The sequence below is a fragment of the Roseobacter cerasinus genome (genome assembly GCF_009811755.1).
Lineage (GTDB): Bacteria > Pseudomonadota > Alphaproteobacteria > Rhodobacterales > Rhodobacteraceae > Roseobacter > Roseobacter cerasinus.
In genome coordinates this window covers 328,259-347,760 of sequence record NZ_BLIV01000006.1, presented here as the reverse complement: position 1 = coordinate 347,760, position 19,502 = coordinate 328,259, and the positions used below count along the sequence as shown (strand labels likewise).

17 protein-coding genes and 1 pseudogene are annotated in these 19,502 nt (G+C 61.0%); 11 read left to right on the top strand and 7 right to left on the bottom strand.

From position 1 onward, the window contains the following. Window positions 1–127, bottom strand: a pseudogene (locus So717_RS16795) (IS3 family transposase); the annotation flags it as partial. 217 nt (window positions 128–344) lie between these two features. On the opposite strand from So717_RS16795, the gene So717_RS16790 reads away from it, so the two are divergent. Continuing rightward, a complete protein-coding gene (locus tag So717_RS16790; protein ID WP_159979400.1) occupies window positions 345–584 on the top strand; it encodes a hypothetical protein in 240 nt (79 codons plus the stop codon). Here So717_RS16790 and So717_RS16785 read toward each other — a convergent pair. From So717_RS16785 to So717_RS16775, 3 genes are all read right to left on the bottom strand, one after another. Further along, complete coding sequence (locus So717_RS16785; protein WP_238841019.1) at window positions 576–1,640, bottom strand: site-specific integrase; 1,065 nt, start codon at window positions 1,638–1,640, stop codon at window positions 576–578. The two genes, So717_RS16790 and So717_RS16785, sit on opposite strands and share 9 nt — an antisense overlap. Window positions 1,641–2,101: 461 nt before the next feature. Continuing rightward, the gene (locus So717_RS16780) at window positions 2,102–2,656 is read right to left on the bottom strand and encodes a tetratricopeptide repeat protein (protein ID WP_159979398.1); all 555 of its coding nucleotides are present in this window, start codon (window positions 2,654–2,656) and stop codon (window positions 2,102–2,104) included. A 32-nt stretch (window positions 2,657–2,688) separates the two neighbouring features. After that, window positions 2,689–3,189: an Lrp/AsnC family transcriptional regulator gene (locus So717_RS16775; protein WP_238841017.1), complete on the bottom strand. Its 501-nt coding sequence runs from the start codon at window positions 3,187–3,189 to the stop codon at window positions 2,689–2,691. Window positions 3,190–3,273: 84 nt separating this feature from the next. Between So717_RS16775 and putA the strand changes: the two genes are divergently transcribed. Together putA and So717_RS16765 are read left to right on the top strand one after the other, a co-directional pair. Further along, entirely contained in the window at window positions 3,274–6,699 is a 3,426-nt protein-coding gene (gene putA / locus So717_RS16770; protein ID WP_159979396.1) for a bifunctional proline dehydrogenase/L-glutamate gamma-semialdehyde dehydrogenase PutA, read from the top strand. Between the two features lie 49 nt (window positions 6,700–6,748). Beyond that, window positions 6,749–7,516, top strand: a complete 768-nt coding sequence (locus So717_RS16765) for a rhomboid family intramembrane serine protease (protein WP_159979394.1) — start codon at window positions 6,749–6,751, stop codon at window positions 7,514–7,516. Here So717_RS16765 and So717_RS16760 read toward each other — a convergent pair whose 3' ends face one another. The 3 genes from So717_RS16760 to dusA form a co-directional block, all read right to left on the bottom strand. Beyond that, entirely contained in the window at window positions 7,517–8,302 is a 786-nt protein-coding gene (locus So717_RS16760; RefSeq protein WP_159979392.1) for an inositol monophosphatase family protein, read from the bottom strand. It abuts the gene before it with no gap. Window positions 8,303–8,414: 112 nt separating this feature from the next. Next, window positions 8,415–9,203, bottom strand: coding sequence for a phytanoyl-CoA dioxygenase family protein (locus So717_RS16755; RefSeq protein ID WP_438810666.1), 789 nt, complete (start codon window positions 9,201–9,203; stop codon window positions 8,415–8,417). Further along, a complete protein-coding gene (gene dusA, locus So717_RS16750) occupies window positions 9,200–10,198 on the bottom strand; it encodes a tRNA dihydrouridine(20/20a) synthase DusA (RefSeq protein ID WP_159979390.1) in 999 nt (332 codons plus the stop codon). Before dusA ends, So717_RS16755 begins: the two co-directional genes overlap by 4 nt. A gap of 543 nt (window positions 10,199–10,741) precedes the next feature. On the opposite strand from dusA, the gene So717_RS16745 reads away from it, so the two are divergent. The 8 genes from So717_RS16745 (at window position 10,742) to So717_RS16710 (ending at window position 19,469) form a co-directional block, all read left to right on the top strand. Then, window positions 10,742–12,790, top strand: a complete 2,049-nt coding sequence (locus So717_RS16745) for a DEAD/DEAH box helicase (RefSeq protein WP_159979388.1) — start codon at window positions 10,742–10,744, stop codon at window positions 12,788–12,790. A gap of 570 nt (window positions 12,791–13,360) precedes the next feature. Further along, complete coding sequence (locus So717_RS16740; RefSeq protein ID WP_238841015.1) at window positions 13,361–14,629, top strand: DUF3179 domain-containing (seleno)protein; 1,269 nt, start codon at window positions 13,361–13,363, stop codon at window positions 14,627–14,629. Window positions 14,630–14,941: 312 nt separating this feature from the next. Beyond that, window positions 14,942–15,625: an MIP/aquaporin family protein gene (locus So717_RS16735; RefSeq protein ID WP_159979386.1), complete on the top strand. Its 684-nt coding sequence runs from the start codon at window positions 14,942–14,944 to the stop codon at window positions 15,623–15,625. Then, complete coding sequence (gene arsH, locus So717_RS16730; RefSeq protein ID WP_159979384.1) at window positions 15,622–16,332, top strand: arsenical resistance protein ArsH; 711 nt, start codon at window positions 15,622–15,624, stop codon at window positions 16,330–16,332. Before So717_RS16735 ends, arsH begins: the two co-directional genes overlap by 4 nt. A gap of 119 nt (window positions 16,333–16,451) precedes the next feature. Continuing rightward, window positions 16,452–17,456 carry an AraC family transcriptional regulator gene (locus So717_RS16725; RefSeq protein ID WP_159979382.1) on the top strand — a complete coding sequence of 335 codons (1,005 nt, stop codon included), beginning with the start codon at window positions 16,452–16,454 and terminating at the stop codon, window positions 17,454–17,456. A gap of 98 nt (window positions 17,457–17,554) precedes the next feature. Next, window positions 17,555–18,382, top strand: coding sequence for an NmrA family NAD(P)-binding protein (locus So717_RS16720; protein WP_159979380.1), 828 nt, complete (start codon window positions 17,555–17,557; stop codon window positions 18,380–18,382). A 56-nt stretch (window positions 18,383–18,438) separates the two neighbouring features. Continuing rightward, window positions 18,439–18,921, top strand: coding sequence for an anthrone oxygenase family protein (locus So717_RS16715; RefSeq protein ID WP_159979378.1), 483 nt, complete (start codon window positions 18,439–18,441; stop codon window positions 18,919–18,921). A gap of 65 nt (window positions 18,922–18,986) precedes the next feature. Continuing rightward, window positions 18,987–19,469: a DUF2938 domain-containing protein gene (locus So717_RS16710; protein ID WP_159979376.1), complete on the top strand. Its 483-nt coding sequence runs from the start codon at window positions 18,987–18,989 to the stop codon at window positions 19,467–19,469. Window positions 19,470–19,502 lie beyond the last annotated feature (33 nt).

Genomic DNA, 19,502 nt, shown 5'->3' with positions numbered 1-19,502 from the left:
CCTCCCATCCCTCGCGCTTCAGCAAGATGTGCAGGCGTCGATAGCCGAACCGCCGCCGCTCGGACGCCAGCTCTTTCATTCTGGTGCGCAGCTGCGTGTCGGCGGGGCGTTTCGACGTGCGCCGATAAGGGATCTCTCGATGCCGCTAAGGCGCTCCACGAGGCTTTGCTGCATGAACGTGTGGTAAAGTAAGAAATCTGGTCTTTGCGATATGGCGGCACTGTAGAGATGTCTGATCTTGGGCACGTCATTTCTCAAGGCTCAGACGAAGACGGGAATTCCGCCCGTGCTTGGCTCATAGCCATCCTCAAAGCCCGTCTGGCTCAGGTAGAGGGGGAGCAGAGATGACCCAAACACTTATCGCCATTGAGCAAGCCGATCTAGACGCAATTCGTCTGGAGCTGCGCGAACTAAACCGCCGCCTTGACGAAGTGCAGATGCAACCAAAGCCCGAATTCATACCAATGAAGGACTACGCGGCAAAAATCGGCAAGAGCATCGACACGGTAAAACGCCGTCTCCCCTCACTGGAAAGCAAAGTGGAGGCTGGCGTGACGATGATCCGCAACCCGGATCTAGTCTAGCTGTGATGCGAGGTCTTCCACAGATGTGTTGTAGTACCTCATCAGCATTTTTATGTCCCGGTGCCCGATCACGCGCGCCAGGTCCAAAACGTGCAGCTTTCTGGCCATCCGAGATACTGCCATATGACGGCTATCGTGGAAGGTTAGATCCTTGACCCCCGCTCTATCCCGAAGCTTCCGCCATAAGCTGCTAATCTGTGATGACGACAGGTTGAACACCGCGTCACTTTCAGGCAGTCCGGAAAGCAGCCGCAATGCCTCCTTGGATAAGGGGACGTCACGCGCGTCACCGTTCTTCGTCTCAGATAGATGTGCCCGGACCCCATCTATATGCTTTGATCGAAGCCCGGCTATCTCGCCAGCGCGCATACCCGTTTCAATGGCAAACAGCCAAGCTTGGAACGTCCGTCCAGTAAGCGTGAATAGATCCGACCCCGCACTAATGCGCAGCGCCTCAATCTCTTTTTGCGTAGCGATGCGGTCACGTGGCGGGCTGTCAGATGGCCATTTCAGCCCCTCAAGGGGATTAGAGGACATTAAGGCCCATTCTGTGCGCGCGATGCGCAGAACCGCACTCATTTGCTCCAGCTCGCGCCGAACAGAAGATGACTTGACCTCTGTCAGACGTTTGTCACGCCACTCTGCAAAGTCAGTGACCCGCAAGTCACCCAAAGCAACCTTAGCAAGCCGGTCTCGGCGAATGCGCTCAATGCGGATTATCTCTGGACGCGCGCCCTTCTTTTTCGATGACTTCTCCCTGCCATATCGGTCGAGAATGTCACCAAACGGGATGCGGGAATTCACCTCTGGCGCGTTCTCCAGCAGGTACTCTTGGCGCGCGCCCCACTGCTTCGCTTCTTTGCGTGTGGCAAACACCTTGGACTTGCGCACGCCATCACGGTACACTTGGGCACGGAACTTTCCGTTCTCCATCTTGGAAATGCTGGCCATATCCTCTCTCTGCGTAGTCGCCTGCGGAGAATCTGGGGAATCCGTAGCCAAAAACTGCGCAGCATCACTACGCAGAAACATATCTGCCTCTTTAAAAAATAACAACTATGCCCATATTTTGCTAGGCAAGAGTGGGAATGGTGGGTATTGTATTGGTGCGGACGGCGGGACTTGAACCCGCACGATCATACGATCGAGAGATTTTCATACCAACTACGACTTTCGCCGCCGACGTCGCAGCGCCGTTTGTGGTCTGGACTATCCCTTCACCTTGCCCGTCAAGCGGATTTAGGTGCTGCCCGTCTAGTCTCTACACCTTCCGATCCAGGCGCGAGGCCCCGACCGGCTTGGCTCGGGATCGGCCTGGGCCGCCATGCGGCCGTTAGCTTTCCCCGAATTTGAGCAGTTCTACTCCCGAAGTTTCCTCCGAGGCACTCAAACTTTGTCTAAGTCTCTTGTGTCTACCGATTCCACCACGTCCGCATCTTTACACCTGTGGTATGCCACAGCAAAAATCTGTCCGCCACCGCGATGATGCGCAGCCCCCAAACCAGCGGGTACCACATTCAGATATCATCTCCATCCGGGGCCAACGGCCCGCCGGCCGCCAACAGAAACCGCTCAGACAGCCAGGGGTTGTTTTGCAGCGCCTTTTGAAGTTGCAGCCGGGCTTCGGCGATGCGGTCGAGGTTCATAAGCGTCAGTGCCCGCCCGGACTGGGCGCCAACATGGCGCGGCTGCAACGCGAGTGCTGCGTCAAGATCCTCCAGTGCGCGGGGATAGTCCTCGCGCAGGAAATGCACAAACGCCCTTTGGTTGAACCCTTCGGCATAGAGCGGGCAATACTCCGCAAGCCGGGTGAAATCTTTCAACGCACCGGCATAGTCATGCACCTGCCGCTTGCGCATACCGCGGTCGAGCACCTCTTGCGCCGCGTCATCCGGAGCCCGCAGCCACAGCGCCCACATCCGGCCCGAGATCTCCTGCCCTGCCTGATCGGTCTCCGCCGCGCGTGCCTGGGCGAAGAGCGCGTCGAGCTTGTCAGAGACATTCTTTGGCGCAGGACAATCCGCAAACGCCGGAGCGCCCAGCAGGCACAGGATTGCTATTAGATGTCGCATGACCCGATGATGGGCGACGGATCAGGCGCCGGTCAAGTCGTGTCGCTCAACATCGCTTCTTTCACGGCCTCCATCGCCACAAAGGTCGATGTGCCCGCCACATGCGGCAGCGTCGAAATGGTCTCACCCAGAAACTGCCGATAGCGCGACATATCACGTGTGCGCACTTTGAGTAGGTAGTCGAAATTTCCCGCAATCATATGAGCTTGTTCAATCTCGGGGACTTTGGTCACAGCGGCGTTGAAGGCGGTCAGCGCGGCCTCGCGGGTGTCGCTCAGCCGGACCTCGACAAAGGCTACGTGATCAAGCCCAAGCTGGATGGGATCGAGCAAAGCGCGATAGCCGGTGATGACGCCGCTCTGCTCCAGCCGCCGCAGCCGCGCCTGCGTAGGCGATTTCGACAGGCCGATGCGTTTGGCCAGGTCGGTGATGCTGATCCGCCCGTCCTCTGCCAGCACTGCGAGAATCGCACGGTCAAACCGATCCAGGTCGGCTTGATCGCTTTTTCCGTCAGACAACATATCTTTGATCATTTCGCCCTCCAAATTCGCATACATCGGTCACTATGACCTTATGTGACGCGCTATACTGGGTCAATGAACCAGCGTGAGTGCATCATGACCCAACTGACTCCAGACCTTCGGTCTTTTGACATCGACACCGGCAAGTTTGCAGCGCCCGAGCCGGTGCTGCAGGCGCTGATCGACGGCACCGCACTCTCTGCCGCAGACCGCACGGATATATCGGCGGCTGCGGCGCAGCTGGTGCGCCAGATCCGGGCAACAACGGCGCCGGGGTTGATGGAGGTGTTTCTGGCGGAATACGGCCTCTCGACCGATGAGGGCATCGCGCTCATGTGTCTGGCTGAAGCGCTGCTGCGGGTGCCGGATGCTGACACCATCGACGCTTTGATTGAGGACAAGATTGCACCCTCAGACTGGGGGCGGCATCTGGGGCATTCCACTTCAAGCCTTGTGAACGCCTCAACCTGGGCGCTGATGCTGACGGGCCGCGTGCTGGATGACGACCAGCCCGGCCCCGTGCGCCACCTGCGCGCCGCGATCAAACGGCTGGGGGAGCCGGTGATCCGCACCGCCGTCAGCCGGGCGATGAAGGAAATGGGGCGCCAATTCGTGTTGGGCGAGGACATTGATGCCGCGATGGACCGGGCGGCGCATATGGAGAAAGACGGCTTCACCTATTCATATGACATGCTGGGCGAAGCCGCTCGCACCGACGCAGACGCCAAGCGCTACCACCTGAGCTATTCCCGTGCGATTTCCGCGATTGCGCGCGCCTGCACCTCCGAGGATATCCGCAAGAATCCAGGCATCTCGGTCAAGCTGTCTGCTCTGCACCCGCGCTATGAGGTGGCGCAGACAGAGACGGTCCTGACCGATCTGGTGCCGCGCCTGCGGGCACTGGCGCTGCTGGCCAAATCCGCCGGCATGGGCCTGAATGTGGACGCGGAAGAGGCGGACCGCCTTGCCCTTTCGCTGGAGGTCATCGACCGCGTTATGGCTGAGCCTGCATTGGCCGGGTGGGACGGCTTCGGCGTCGTGGTACAGGCCTATGGGCCAAGGGCGGGAACCGTGATCGACGCGCTCTACCAGATGGCGGAGCGCCATGACCGCAAGATCATGGTCCGATTGGTCAAGGGGGCCTATTGGGACACGGAGATAAAGGCCGCACAGGTCGAGGGGGTCGATGGCTTTCCGGTCTTCACGCAGAAAGCGGCCACTGATGTCTCCTACATCTGCAACGCCAAGCGTCTTCTGGGCCTGACCGACCGCATTTATCCGCAGTTCGCCACGCATAATGCGCATACGGTGGCGGCCATTCTGCATATGGCGGCAGACCCGGAGACTTATGAATTCCAGCGCCTGCACGGCATGGGCGAGACGCTGCACCGGCTGGTGATGCGGCAAAATGGCACGCGTTGCCGTATCTATGCCCCGGTGGGGGCGCATCGCGATCTACTGGCCTATCTGGTGCGGCGCCTGTTGGAAAACGGCGCCAACTCAAGCTTCGTCAATCAGATCGTCGATGAAGACGTCCCGCCTGAGGTTGTGGCGGCAGACCCGTTTGAGATGCTGGCGCGGCACACGGGCCCGGCGATTGCCAAGGGGCCGGAGGTGTTCCTGCCGCTGCGCGCCAATGCTCTGGGCTTTGATCTGACGCATTTGCCCACGCTTAAGGACATTGACACCGCACGCGCGCCCTTTGCCAAGGCGCAGTGGGCCGCCACGCCGCTGCTGGCGACAGAAACGTCGCCGGAGGGTCAGGTCACGCCGGTCTCGAACCCAGCGAACGCCGATGACAGCCCCGGAACAGTGCAAAATGCCACGGCGGCGGATGTCGCTGCAGCACTGGACGCTGCACAGCCCTGGTCGGTGCCTTTGGCCAAGCGGCGCGCCACACTCCTGCGGGCGGCCACGTTGATGGAGACACGCTTTGGCGAGATCTTCGCCCTGCTGGCCCGCGAGGCGGGCAAGACGCTGCCCGATTGCGTGGCCGAACTGCGCGAGGCGGTGGATTTCTTGCGCTACTACGCGGCACAGGCCACAGACACGCCGCCCGCCGGGGTCTTCACCTGCATCTCACCCTGGAACTTCCCCTTCGCCATCTTTTGCGGGCAAGTCACAGCGGCCCTTGCCGCTGGAAACAGCGTTCTGGCCAAACCGGCCGAGCAGACCCCGCTCGCCGCGCATCTGGCTGTGTCCATGCTGCACGAAGCTGGGGTGCCCCGCACGGCGCTGCAGTTGCTGCCGGGGGGTGGCGACGTGGGCGCGCAACTGACGTCTGATCCGCGTGTGAATGGCGTGGCGTTCACCGGATCCACCGCCACAGCTCAACGCATCCGCGCCGCCATCGCCGCGCATTGTGCGCCGGGCACCCCGCTGATTGCCGAGACAGGCGGGCTGAACGCTATGATTGTCGACAGCACCGCCCTGCCCGAACAAGCGGTGCAGGCGATCATCGAAAGCGCCTTTCAATCCGCCGGTCAGCGCTGCTCCGCCCTGCGCTGTCTTTACGTGCAGGAGGATATCGCCAAAAGCTTCACCGAGATGCTGATCGGCGCGATGCGCTGTCTGCGCCTTGGCATGCCATGGGATCTCTCGACCGATGTGGGCCCGGTGATCGACGAGGCCGCGCGTCAGACAATTGCGGATCATGTGGCCAAAGCGCGGGCCGAGGGCCGCGTGCTGGCGGAACTGGACGTCCCCGAGACTGGCACTTTCATTGCGCCGACGTTGATCAAACTGGCCGGTATCGGCGATTTGGAACGCGAAATCTTTGGCCCCGTCCTGCATATCGCCACCTTCAAGTCACATGAGTTGGACACGGTGATCGACGCCATCAACGCCACCGGCTACGGGCTGACCTTTGGCCTGCAGACCCGCATCGATGACCGGGTGCAACATGTCTCCGACCGCATTGAAGCAGGCAACATCTATATCAACCGAAACCAGATCGGCGCTGTTGTTGGCAGCCAGCCCTTTGGTGGCGAAGGGTTGTCAGGCACCGGACCAAAGGCGGGGGGGCCAAACTACTTGAGCCGCTTTGCCGCGCCTGAAAGGGAGCTGCGCGAGGGTACATGGGAGCATCCCATGACACAGCTGCCTGCGGTGCGGGCTGCGCTGCCCGCCGCGCACCCGGCACAGATCTTGCCCGGGCCTACGGGGGAATCGAACCGGCTCAGCACCCTGCCCCGCCCCGCGTTACTCTGCACCGGGCCGGGGGCGGAGACCGCCGCTGCCCAAGCCCGCGCAGTCGAGGCGTTGGGCGGGGTTGCGGTGCTGGCGACCGGCATGCTTGATCCGGACATGCTGACCGAGGGGCCAGACTACGGCGGGGTGCTTTGGTGGGGTGACGATGAGATGGGCCGCAGGATCGAGCAGGCGCTGAGCCGCCGCGCAGGTCCAATTATCCCGATGATACCGGGCAAACCTGATCTCACCCGTGTGCGGGCGGAGCGCCACGTCTGCGTCGATACAACCGCATCGGGCGGCAATGCGGCCCTGCTGGGGGCGTCGACCTGACGCAAGACGCAGCCTTGACGCTGCACAAGCGATCCCGCAGCCTGCGCGCATGTTTCCGATCCGCGATCACAACCCGTCAGGCCGCACGCCCTATGTGACCTATATTCTGATGGCCGCTAATATCGGGATCTTCCTGAGCTATGTGGGCATCATGCAGGACGTGCGCCTGATCAACAGCTTCTGGATGGATTGGGCGCTGATCCCCGCGCGGCTCGACGCCGGAGATGGCAGCTACACGCTGGTCACCTCCATGTTCCTGCATGGCGGGTGGATGCATCTTGCAGGTAATATGCTGTTTTTATTCATCTTTGGAGACAACATCGAAGATGAGCTTGGCCATCTGGGATATCTGATCTTCTACATCGCCGCAGGTATTGCGGCCGGGTGGGTGCAATATGCCTCCGCCCCCGGATCCAACATCCCGACGGTGGGCGCGTCGGGTGCCATTGCGGGTGTCATGGGGGCCTATCTTTTGCTCTTTCCAAAGGCAAAGGTGGATATCCTGATCATCTTCATTGTCTTTTTCCGGATTTTCCCGATCCCCGCCTGGATCATGCTGGCCATGTGGTTCGGGTTCCAGTTCGTCGGCGGCCTCGGCTCGGACCCGGACGCAGGTGGGGTTGCCTATTGGGCGCATGCCGGCGGGTTTGTGGCGGGCCTGGCCTTTGCCCTGCCGGTCTGGATGAAACGGGGTGGGCCTGCCTTCTGGAGCAGGACCGATGGGCAGCCACCGCATCCGGAGGCGCGCTACCGCGTCGGTGCGAGCAGCATTCCCAAGATAAGCCGCAGGCGCGGTCCGCGCGGACCGTGGAGCTGATCAGCCCCGCACGAGCTTGGCAAGCGGCGCAAAAAGCGCCTCATTGGCGCAGAGGATTGTGCCGTCCTCGATGATATCGCGGCCCTCTTCGATGGGTTCCACAAGGCCGCCAGCCTCACGCACGATGATGCTGCCTGCGGCGATGTCCCAGGCGTTCAGGCGCCGCTCCCAATAGCCATCATACCGGCCCGCCGCCACATAGGCGAGGTCGAGCGCAGCCGCCCCCCAGCGCCGGATGCCAGAGCACGCAGGCGCCACCCGCGCCATTTCCTTCAGGGTGTCCGGCAGATCAGCCCGCCCGCCAAAGGGCAGCCCGGTCGAGAACAGCGCCTCGATCATTTTGCTGCGGCCAGACACGCGCAAGCGGCTCTCGTTCATCCAGGCCCCTGCGCCTTTCTCCGCAAAGAAAAGTTCGTCCTTGGAGGGGTCAAAGATCACCCCGGCCACGATCTGGCCTTTGTGTTCCAGCGCGATGGAGACGGCCCAATGCGGCAGCCCGTGCAGGAAGTTCGTGGTGCCATCCAGCGGGTCGACAATCCAGCGGCGCGTGGGGTCCTGCCCGTCGTCGCCGCCGCCTTCCTCGCCCAGCCAGCCATAGGTCGGACGCGCGCCCATTAGGTCTTCGCGGATCATCTGTTCGGCGTTGATGTCAGCGCGGCTGACGAAGTCCCCCGCCCCTTTCATGGAGACCTGCAGGTTCTCCACTTCCCGGAAATCCTTGGCCAGCGCGCGGCCAGCGCGGCGCGCGGCCTTGATCATGATGTTGAGGTTTGCACTGCCAACCATTCCGGGATCTCCTGGGATTATCAGGCTGCGCGTATACGTGCTGCACCTGGGCTTGCCAAGGGGGCGTCACCCTGACCATCCCGCATGGCCGAGATGCGGCGGCTGCAAGGCCTCAGGGCGCGCTGGCCCAGGCGGGCACACCACCCGCAAGCTCCGGCCGGAAATAGGCAATCATGCGCCCGTCTGGCCCCGCGCTGGCCTGCGGTGCCCAAGGGGCGACGCCGTGCAACAGATGCCGGTGCAGCAAGATGGCCGAGCCCACGGGGCCGTGCACAGCAACGCGCGGGCACCGGTCGAAGGCCTCGCGGCGAGCGGCCTGATAGACCTCGGTGACATCTACCTCTATCAGATCCCCTGACCAGCCTGCGAATGCGGCCTGCAGTGCCGCTTGCATGATGCGGTGGCTTCCGGACCACACAACCAGCGGGGCCGCATCCTCCGAGGCGTCCGTCATTGGCAGACCGATCACAAAGGCATGCGGCTCCTGCACAAAGCGCCGCTTGGGATCGCCAACGCCAATGATGCCGTCTACATGCGCCGCATCCCGGTTTTGCCGATACCGAAACGCCGCCGGGCTTTCGCCCTCGCGTGGTTTGGGATAGCCGGGGTAGGTCACCGACAGCTGCGCACGGTGCAGCGCAGGCCAGCCGCCGCAGTGCTCTGTGGCAAAGTCGACCGCGGTGCCTGACAGCGACGGCCCGGCCCCAAGGCGCCCGTCGGCATCATTTGGCAGGGCATCAAGCCCCACAAACCACGTGCCGCCACAAGCGAGCAAATGCGCATTCTCAGGCGCGGCAACTGCAGCCCGGGCGAAGGGCAACGCCGCTGTGACCCAGCCTGTGACAGCAGGCTCCTTTGGGAAAACGGCCCACCCGTTCGCGAAAAATGACTCCCCGATCACGCTTGCCGCTCGTGACGTTCCGGCGCGACCTGCTGCAGCGCCGCCAGGACCAACTCCGGCCCCGCGCCCTTTTGATGCGCGCCCTCCGAGAGGATGCGCCGCCAGGCCCGTGCGCCTGGGCGCCCGGCGAACAGCCCCAGCATGTGCCGCGTGATCTGACCAAGCCTGCCGCCTCGGGTCAGGTGATCGTCGATATAGGGCAACATCTGCCGCACCGCCTCCTCGGGCACGGTTTCAGAGCCAGTGCCAAAGATCACCGGATCCGCCCGGCAAAGAATGTCGCTGGGGTCGTGATAGGCCGCGCGCCCGATCATCACCCCGTCGAGCCCCGCCTCCAGGAAGCCTTGCGCCTGCGCCAGGGAGGTGACCCCGCCGTTCACGCTGATGTGCAACTGCGGGTAGGCCCGCTTCATCCGCAAAACGAGGTCATAATCCAGCGGCGGGATATCCCGGTTCTCCTTTGGGCTGAGACCTTGCAGCCAGGCCTTCCGGGCGTGAATGCTCACGCGCTCACAGCCTGCCGCGATCATCCGTTCAAGAAAGTGGGGCAACACGGTTTCGGGGTCCTGATCATCAACGCCAATCCGGCATTTGACCGTGACGGGGACCTTGACCGCCTCCTGCATGGCCATGACACAGTCCGCAACCAACCCCGGCTGCTCCATGAGAACAGCACCAAAGCAGCCGGACTGCACCCGATCCGACGGGCAGCCGACGTTGAGATTGATCTCATCATACCCGGCCTCAGCCCCAAGGCGCGCAGCGGCGGCCAACTCGACCGGGTCCGAGCCGCCAAGCTGCAGGCTCACGGGGTGTTCGCTGGCCGAGTGTTCGAGCAAGTGATGCGCACCACCTCGGATCAAGGCCGCCGATGTCACCATCTCGGTGTACAGCAGCGCCTGCGTGCTCAGAAGACGATGAAGATACCGGCAATGCCGATCGGTCCAATCCATCATGGGGGCCACAGAAAGCCTGGCGTGGTGATCAATGTCCATGTCTTCACTCGAACTGCTGCAGGCCGGTTTTGTTATTCCGAAGCGCAGGCCAACGCCGCCGATTCATCCTATTTCGACACTGCACAGCACGCGCACCGGCCAGTGCATGACCCATGTTCAGAGCAGACGCAAGGGTGACTGCGCCGATCACCGAACACGTTGTCCCTATGATACCCGCGAACCTTGCGCGACCGCAAAACTCTTCGTAAGTCAAATGCAGGCGCTAATCTGAAGTGCGCCATCAGATGGGCTAGATCGGAATTTCTACCATCATCTGTGCGACGATAGAAGCACCCGGCAAAGCGGGATTTGCCACTGCCGCCTGCCCAATACGGACTTTCGACAGTCTACCGGAACCTTGTAGTGCGGCCCGCCGACGTTTTGATCGGCTGTCGACCAACGCCCGTCCGATGGAAAAAGCAATGCCCCTTGGGGTGGGCGGTGTCGTCCCGCTGGGGCTGAGTTCGCCTGCATATGCCGCGCGGACTATACACTTGGGTGAAAAGCTTCTATGTGCCAAATCTTTCTTGGGATTTGATGATCATGCAAGACTTCTCCGGCCTTCCGAGCACGTTGTCCGCAGCCCTCACAAAACGAGGTTACAGCCGGCTCACGCCTGTCCAACAGGCCGTATCAGAAGACGCCTTGGCGGGGCTTGATCTGCTTGTATCGGCACAAACCGGGTCCGGCAAAACCGTGGGGTTCGGGCTGGCGATGCGGGATGACCTTCTCGATGCGCATGGCCGGTTTGACCGTCCTGCGACACCGCTGGCGTTGGTCATAACGCCCACGCGCGAACTGGCTTTGCAGGTTCGGCGGGAGTTCGACTGGCTGTTCGCGGAGGCGGGGATCGTCACAGCATCGGCGGTGGGTGGCATGGACGCCCGCACCGAGCGCCGCGCGCTGGAGCGTGGAGCGCATGTGGTTGTCGCCACGCCCGGGCGGCTTCGCGATCACACCGCCCGTGGTGTGATTGATCTCACTGATCTGCGCACCGTTGTGCTCGACGAGGCGGATGAGATGTTGGACATGGGCTTTGCGGAGGACCTTGAATACATCCTCGATCAGACACCTGATGACCGGCGCACATTGCTGTTCTCCGCCACGGTGCCCCATGGCATCACCAAGCTTGCGCAGACCTACCAGAAGGAAAACGCCCAACGCCTCAAGATTGGCAGCGCAGACGCGCAGCATTCCGACATCGCCTACCACGCCTTGGAGGTCGCGCCGTCTGACATCGAAAAAGCCATCATCAACCTCCTGCGTTACCATGAGGCGCAGACGGCCATTGTATTCGCCAATACCCGCTCTATGGTTGCGCGGTTGACCGCAAAATTCTCCAACCGGGGGTTTTCGGTCGTGTCCCTCTCCGGAGAGCTGAGCCAGACAGAACGCACCAACGCGCTGCAAGCACTCAGGGATGGGCGCGCGCGTGTTTGCATTGCAACCGATGTGGCGGCGCGCGGCATTGACCTGCCGGGGCTAGAGCTGGTGATCCATGCGGATCTTCCGTCGAATGCGGAATCCTTGCTGCATCGGTCCGGGCGGACGGGACGCGCCGGGCGTAAGGGAACCTCCGTCTTGATTGTGCCGAGGCGGCAGCGCGCAAAGGCGCAGCGTTTGCTGAGATCCGCAAAGCTTGAGGCCGAATGGGGCGCGCCCCCCTCCCCGGAGGAGGTTCTGGCCCGGGATGAGGAGCGTATCATTTCCGATCCAGCCTGGACCGATCCGCCGGTCGCCGAAGAACTGACCTTTGCCGAGAGGCTTTTGAGGGTTCACAGCGCCGAGCAGATCGCAGCCGCCTATCTGCGGCTCTATCGGGAACGCCACTCAGCACCAGAGATCCTGAGCGCTGGTCCTGCGCGGGGCGACCGCAAAGAGCGCAAAATCAAGGAACACGCCGACTTTGGACCGAGCATCTGGTTCTCACTTTCATTGGGGCGCAAGCAACGCGCAGAGCCGCGCTGGCTGTTGCCGATGCTCTGCCGCAATACCGGTCTGTCGAAAGATGCAATCGGCGCGATCCGAGTCCAATTCCAGGAAACCTTCATCGAGATTGCCAGTGCTGCTGTCCCGGCGATGCTGCAGGAGTTGGGTTCAGAGATGACGATGGAACAAGGGGCAAGGCTGACCCAGCTGCCGGGAGTGCCGGATTTCGACGCCTCCCCCAAGGGACCGCCTGCCGAACGACAACATACGGGCGTTGCGACGCAAGATCGCAAGCCGCGCCCGGACAAACCGCTCAGGACAGCGCGCAAACCTGTCGCTGGCAATCAAAGTGAAAGACCTTCAGGACAAGAGCAAAAGGGCAAAGACAAATCCGCGAAGCAGACATCTGGCCCCAAAGCCAAGGCCGGCAAACCAACTCAGGGCAAAGCAAAGCTATCCCATCCGAAACGGGACGGTAACAAAACAAACCCGGCAAAACCAAAGACGCGCGAGAAGGATGCGTCTGACTCATCGAAGGCTTTGGGCTCGCGCAAGGCGCGGCACAAAACCAGACACAAGGCTTCAAAAGCGCAGCGCAAAAATGCCGGAAAACCCCTGGGTGGAGACGCGCGACCCGTCCGGAGATCATCGACAAAAGACTGAACCTCCAACGAAACCAAGCTGAACCAGGCGCGCGCAAACTCTCCGCGACATGCAGATGTGTCCTTAGCAACTAGGTCTTTCTGGCCCCAAACTTCTTGCGGTACTGCTGCCCTTCCTCATGCCGCAGCCGCCCGACCGTCTTGTGGTGCTCCTTAGCCAGATGTCTTGGTCTGAACGTTGCGCCCGTACCCTTCAACATGCCCGTCGGCCGACGGCTGGCGCCTCTATCCAAAGGCGACATGCGCGCCGCGTTCACATACGCTCTGCCCTCGATCAACGGCCCTATCGTTCACGAAGTCTGGTGAAAACGTGATTTTGATTGGGCGTATGGATAGTCCAGTCTTTCCCAAATGACCGTAAATGATCGCGGTGCCGGAATGACGTTGTTCAAGTGCAACTCCGTTCCACCATGCCACGCGAATTTGGGAGACTGCTGATATGATGGCTTCGATTGCAACGTTTGCAAGCAGAGGATCTGTGCGTGCTCTACTCATAACAGTGTTCCTGATGTTGAGTATGGTGTATTCTGATCTCCTGCGGGCGCAAACCGCGAGGCCGTTGCCCGATTACGTGATCGAGGAATTTGGTCACCCGCCTGCTGTGCCGGATGGGCCACTCGCTCCGCAGATGCAGTTTGCGCTGCGGGTGGCATTCGTGGACAGCGTCGTACTCTCCACATGGGACGAAAATCAAAGCCTTGCGCTTGCGGAAATAGCCTCATCTGGCGACCCGCGTTTGGTGTGGATCATCAGTGATTTGATGCGGTTCGTGCCATCACGACAGCTCGGCGCAGATTTGACAAGCGCCGCAAGCGCGCTCTTGGGGAAAGAGTTCGACACCGCCAACAGCTGGGGTGTTGTGACCGACCATCTTCTCGCGTGGGACATTCCGGCACCGCCCGACTATCTCAAGTTCAAGCGCACGATTTTCACTGGTCTCGTGCCCGGCTGGGACCGCATCTTTGCCGAAGGTGATATAGACTGGCGGTTGGTGTCCTGGGGGGGTGTCCTGATCGATGACCGCCCCTACGACACAACCGACAACGGGTGCAATTGCATCCCCGCGGCCGACAATCCCGAGGTCAGCAGCGCCGAAGATGCAACATGGCTGCAAGACGATGATATCGTGTTCGGCATTTCGATCAACGGCGAACATCGCGCCTATCCACGCCGCATCATGGAAGTGCGTGAAATGGTCAACGACACTCTGGGGGGGCGTGATCTTGGCATTCCATATTGCACGCTATGCGGCGCGGCACAGGCTTACTTCACCGACCGTATGCCGATCGGCGTCGAACGTCCGATCCTGCGGACGTCCGGACTGCTGAGCCGGTCCAACAAGGTCATGTATGATCTCAACACCTTCTCTGTCTTTGACACGTTTCTGGGCCATGCGGTCACTGGTCCCCTGGCCGAGAAAGACCTGCAGCTGAAACAGGCAACAGTTGTCACCACCGACTGGGGCACCTGGAAAAAAGAGCATCCGGACACCACAGTTTTGCTGGAGCGCTATGCCCTGGGGCGCGATCCGGACTTCCGAAATGGACGGGATGCCAACGGGCCTATCTTTCCTGTCGGCGATGTCGACCCGCGCTTGCCGGTGCATGAAGATGTCATTGGTGTTGTCACGGCGTCCGGCACACCTGTGGCTTTTCAAAGAAGCGCAGCACTGGTGGCTCTAAAACGCGGAGATGAGATCGTTGTTGAAAACGTCCACCTGGAACTTGACGCCGGCGGAATAAGAGCTGTGGGCGCCGAGGGCGCGGACCTTGGCAGCCATCAGGCTTTCTGGTTTGCCTGGTCCCAATTCCATCCTGAGACAGAGTTGTGGCCGCAGTAACACGGGCCCTCTGGTCGGTTGGTTGCAGCGCAGAGCTGCAACCGCCCCGCTCTCAACCGTCCACCTGCCGCACCAAACAGGCAATCACAGCAAGGTCGCGTGATTGCCACTCCGACATCGGGCCATTCGCAAAAGTGTCTTGCGCTGCCACATCTCCCAACGGCTGATATCTGGCGCTTCCAGCCAACGCCCGCTATGGACAGGCTGCAATCTGCTGCGGTCTAGTGGAGACTGAGACTCGACCTTTGTACCCGAGATCACCAGCGGCAGTGCTTCGACTGGCCGCTTTGCCATGCTTGGGGAGATACAGACATGACACTGGACCGCCGCCTCATGGCCGAATGGCTTGGCACCTTTTCCTTGCTGGCGACCGTTGTTGGCTCCGGCATCATGGCGGAGCGTCTGGCCGGTGGGAACGTGGCCGTGGCCCTCCTGGGCAATACACTCCCCACGGGCGCTATCCTGGTGGTGCTGATCACGGTTTTTGGTCCAATCTCTGGCGCGCATTTCAACCCAGCCGTGACACTCTCCTTTGCGATCAAGCGCGACATCCCGACCGGTGAAGCCGGGCTCTATGTTCTGGCACAGGTTTTTGGCGGCATCATGGGTGTTCTTGCAGCGCATGTGATGTTCGAACATCCCTTAATCGACCCATCCACGACGATACGCACAGGCATCGGGCAATGGGTGGGTGAGTTTGTAGCGACATTTGGCTTGATCGGGACAATCCTCGCTTGCCTCAAGGCGCGACCGCAGGCGGTGCCAATGGCCGTTGGCTTGTACATAACGGCAGCGTATTGGTTCACCTCATCTACCTCCTTTGCCAACCCGGCCGTGACCATCGCGCGGGGTTTTTCCGACACATTCGCCGGGATCGCGCCAGCAGATGTGGGCGCGTTCATTGTGGTGCAATTGGTCGCGGCAGTTCTGGCAACCTGGTTCTTCCGCTGGATGCTGGAGGACCGGCTCAGCAAAAAAGAAAGGGAAGCGCGATGACTGACACACCGCAATTGTCCGAAGAGCACTTTCACGAAATAAAGGAGAGCGACCTGGTCAAACCGAACCGCGCGTCTCATGCGCCACGCATCCTGTTGCTCTATGGCTCACTGCGAAAGCGATCGTTCAGCAGGTTGATGGTGGAAGAGGCCGCGCGTGTTCTGGAGCGCCTGGGTGCTGAAACCCGCAGCTTCAACCCATCCGGTTTGCCGTTACCGGACGATGCCGAGGCAGACCACCCAAAGGTGCAGGAGTTGCGAGATCTGGTGACGTGGAGCGAGGGTATGGTCTGGTGCTCGCCCGAGCGCCACGGCGCCATGACCGGGATCATGAAATCCCAGATCGACTGGATACCACTGTCCATCGGTGCGGTGCGCCCGACGCAAGGCAAAACGTTGGCGGTCATGCAGGTCTGTGGCGGATCCCAGAGCTTCAACGCAGTCAATCAGCTGCGCATATTGGGCCGCTGGATGCGGTGTCTGACGATTCCGAACCAATCGTCTGTCCCAAAGGCGTTCCAGCAGTTTGATGGCGACGGCCGTATGAAGCCCTCCGCCTACTACAACCGGATGGTGGATGTGATGGAAGAACTGGTGAAGTTCACCTATCTGACCCGCGACGTGACACCTTATCTCGTGGATCGCTACAGCGAACGGAAGGAGAGCGGAGAGGCTTTGATTGCGCGGGTCAACAGAACCGCGACGTGAAGGCCTGACCGTGACCTGCACCAGGAATTGCCCCGGAAAAGCTCCGCCACCGCAATTGCCCAGCTGTTCAAACGATGGTTAGGCGATATCGTATTCTACGTCGAAGTTAGGCTTTTCGCATGGGACGGGTTACCTCTCTGTTTGCGCATAAAATGGTCGCCTCCGCCGGAGATGCGGTGGATGGGCACGCGCTCCTGCGTGTCGCCGGTCTGGATCCTGACGCGCCTCGGGACCCTAAGGTGATGATCTCGGACGCGGCGTATTACGCCATGCTTGAAGACATGGCATCACAGACCGACGTGACCGCTTTACCGATCACCGTTGGTGCAGCAATGCGATGTGACGAATACGGCGCGCTTGGTCTCGCGTGGAAGGCGGCACCCAATCTGCTTGGATCCTTTGCGCGGGTTGAACGCTATGCCCGGCTCTGGACAAGTGTGGTCGAATACGAGCTTCGACGGGTTGAGCGCGGCGTACTTTTTATTCTGCATCGCGCAGGGCCACGCAGGCTTGGGATGCGCCTGTCAAACGAAGCGACCCTCGCAAGTGCCGTGTCCATTGCGAGACAAGTCTCGCCTGTTCCCGTTGTCCCGCTGGAGGTTACGGTCAAGCATCCGGCCCCGAGATCCCTCGCGGCGCACGAGGCTTATTTCGGCTGCCCGCTGCAGTTTGAAAGCGCATATGACGCGCTGCTTCTATCGGACGAAACGCTCCTACAACCCAATATTCTCGGAGATGAAGGGATCACGCAGTTCATCGTCTCGCACCTGGACGCGGAAATCGCGGATTTTGAGACCGAAGTTGACCTTGTGCGTCAGACAAAAGACGGGATTGCACGCGCCCTGAGTGAGGGCCTGCCAAAGATGGCCGATGTCGCGAAAGGCATGGGGTTCAGCGTCCGCTCCTTTCATCGCAGACTTGCCGAACATGGGGTCAGTTTTCAGGTTTTGACCGAAGAGACACGCCGCGAGTTGGCGCTCGGCATGTTGCGGGACGAACGCTACAGCCTGTCCGAGATTGCCTTCCTGACCGGGTTCTCCGAACAAAGCGCCTTTACCCGCGCGTTCAAGCGCTGGATGGGGCAGACACCGGCAAGCTACCGCAGGGGCGGTGCAGGGTCCTGACTTGGCCGCGTCTGTCAAAGCTCTGGCAGCGCGGGTCAAGACGACAGGCAGCCTCGACACCTACGCCTTGGCCATCAACTGGACCAAGGAACATACACATGCAAACGCCTCCCATCCTCGTTGTCGGATCAACTGGCAAAACCGGCTCGCGCGTGACAGCCCGGCTTGAAGCAGTGAAAATCGACGTGCGCCATGGACATCGCCGGGCCGACGTCCCCTTTGACTGGGAAGACAACAGCACATGGGCGCCCGTGCTTGAAGGCGCGTCCAAAGCCTATGTGACCTATTTTCCCGATCTCGCCTTCCCCGGCGCCGTTGAAAAGGTTGCGGCCTTTTGTGAGGTCGCCAAGACGACCGGCCTTGATCACCTCGTCCTGCTGTCGGGTCGCGGTGAACATCACGCGCGCCTGGGGGAAGAGGCCGTCCGCGCCTCGGGACTCAGCTATACGCTCGTCCGCTCAGCCTGGTTCGCCCAGAACTTCAGCGAAGGCTACCTGCGCGACCCGATCCTCGAAGGCGTGCTGCCCATGCCCGGCGGGATGGTCGAAGAACCCATCATTGATGTGGATGACATTGCCGATGTCGTTGTCGCCGCGCTGACGGAAGACGGCCACATGGGCCAACTCTACGAAGTGACCGGACCACGTCTGCTGAGTTTTGCCGATATGGCTGCGGCACTGAGTTCGGGGATCGGTCGCCCCGTTCAGCATGTGCCGATCAGCTTCGAAGACTTCCATGCCAATATCGCAGCGGCGGGGCGTGAGTTTGTGGCGGATGTATTCACCGCCATCGCGCGCGAAACGCTTGATGGGCGCAACGCGCAGGTTTGTGATGGGGTGGAACGCGCCCTCGGCCGCCCGCCGCGCGACTTCGCAAACTATGTGGCCAAGGCCGCCGCGTCGGGCGCGTGGTCCAAAGCAGCCTGACCTGTGGTCGGGAGGGCCTGCCTACGCCCGCCTGATCCTTCAAAAGGACTTCTGGAATGTCTCCGATCCTCTTCGTATGTCTGCAGCTCACCGTCATTGCAATCGCCTTCGTCGGCGGTGTTTTCCTGGCTTTTTCCGATTTCATCATGCGCGCGCTTGCACACACCCCCCGCACGGGTGGCGTGCAGGCGATGCAGTCCATCAACCGCGAGGTTTTTCGCTGGGTCTTCATGGCCTTGTTTCTTGGCCTGGTGCCCGTTTCCGTGCTGATCGCATATGGCGGTCTGGTCGTTGGTCAACATGCGGGCCTTTTGCTTATCTCCGCAGGGGCCGTCTATGTCGTCGGTTGTTTCGGCGTGACCGCACTCTGCAATGTTCCCATGAACACGGCTCTTGCGGATATGGACGCCGCGGCGGCGTCTGCGCAGGACTACTGGACCACCACCTATCTTCCTCGCTGGACGTTTTGGAATTCTGTTCGGACGGTCGCTTGCGCCCTCTCTGCATTTCTGTTGCTTATGGGGATGTCGCAGCTTTGAAACTCGGGGCTGGTCTAGAGGGCCGCAACCCGAGACAAAACCCGCATAGTCTGGAGGGAGTATCGATGGCCGAGATCGTGATTGCCGGGGTGCTCATGGGCGTGTTGGCGACGGCTGCAATGGATCTGTGGGCGCTGGCGCTCAACCGATTTACCGGTCAGCCCCAGCCCAATTGGGCCATGCCCGGGCGATGGGTGGCGCACCTGCCCCGTGGAGTTGTATTCCACGATGCGATCGCCGAAGCCGCTGAGGTGCGCGGCGAACTTCAAATCGGCTGGGCCTTTCACTATGCAGTCGGGATTGTCTATGGCATCGCACTGGCGGCGATCATGGGGCCCGGTTGGCTGTCTCAGCCCACGTTTCTGCCCGCATTGCTGTTTTCAATCCTGACAGTTGGTTTCGGATGGTTTCTGCTGCAACCGGGCCTGGGCCTTGGCTGGGCTGCGTCTCGAACCCCCAATCCGTGGAAAGTGCGGGCCATGAATCTCGCCGCCCATACGATCTTTGCATTGGGCCTTTGGGCGGGCGCTTTGGTCACAACAGTCTAACAGAAGAGTGTCCGCGCACGCTCTGGCTTAAGC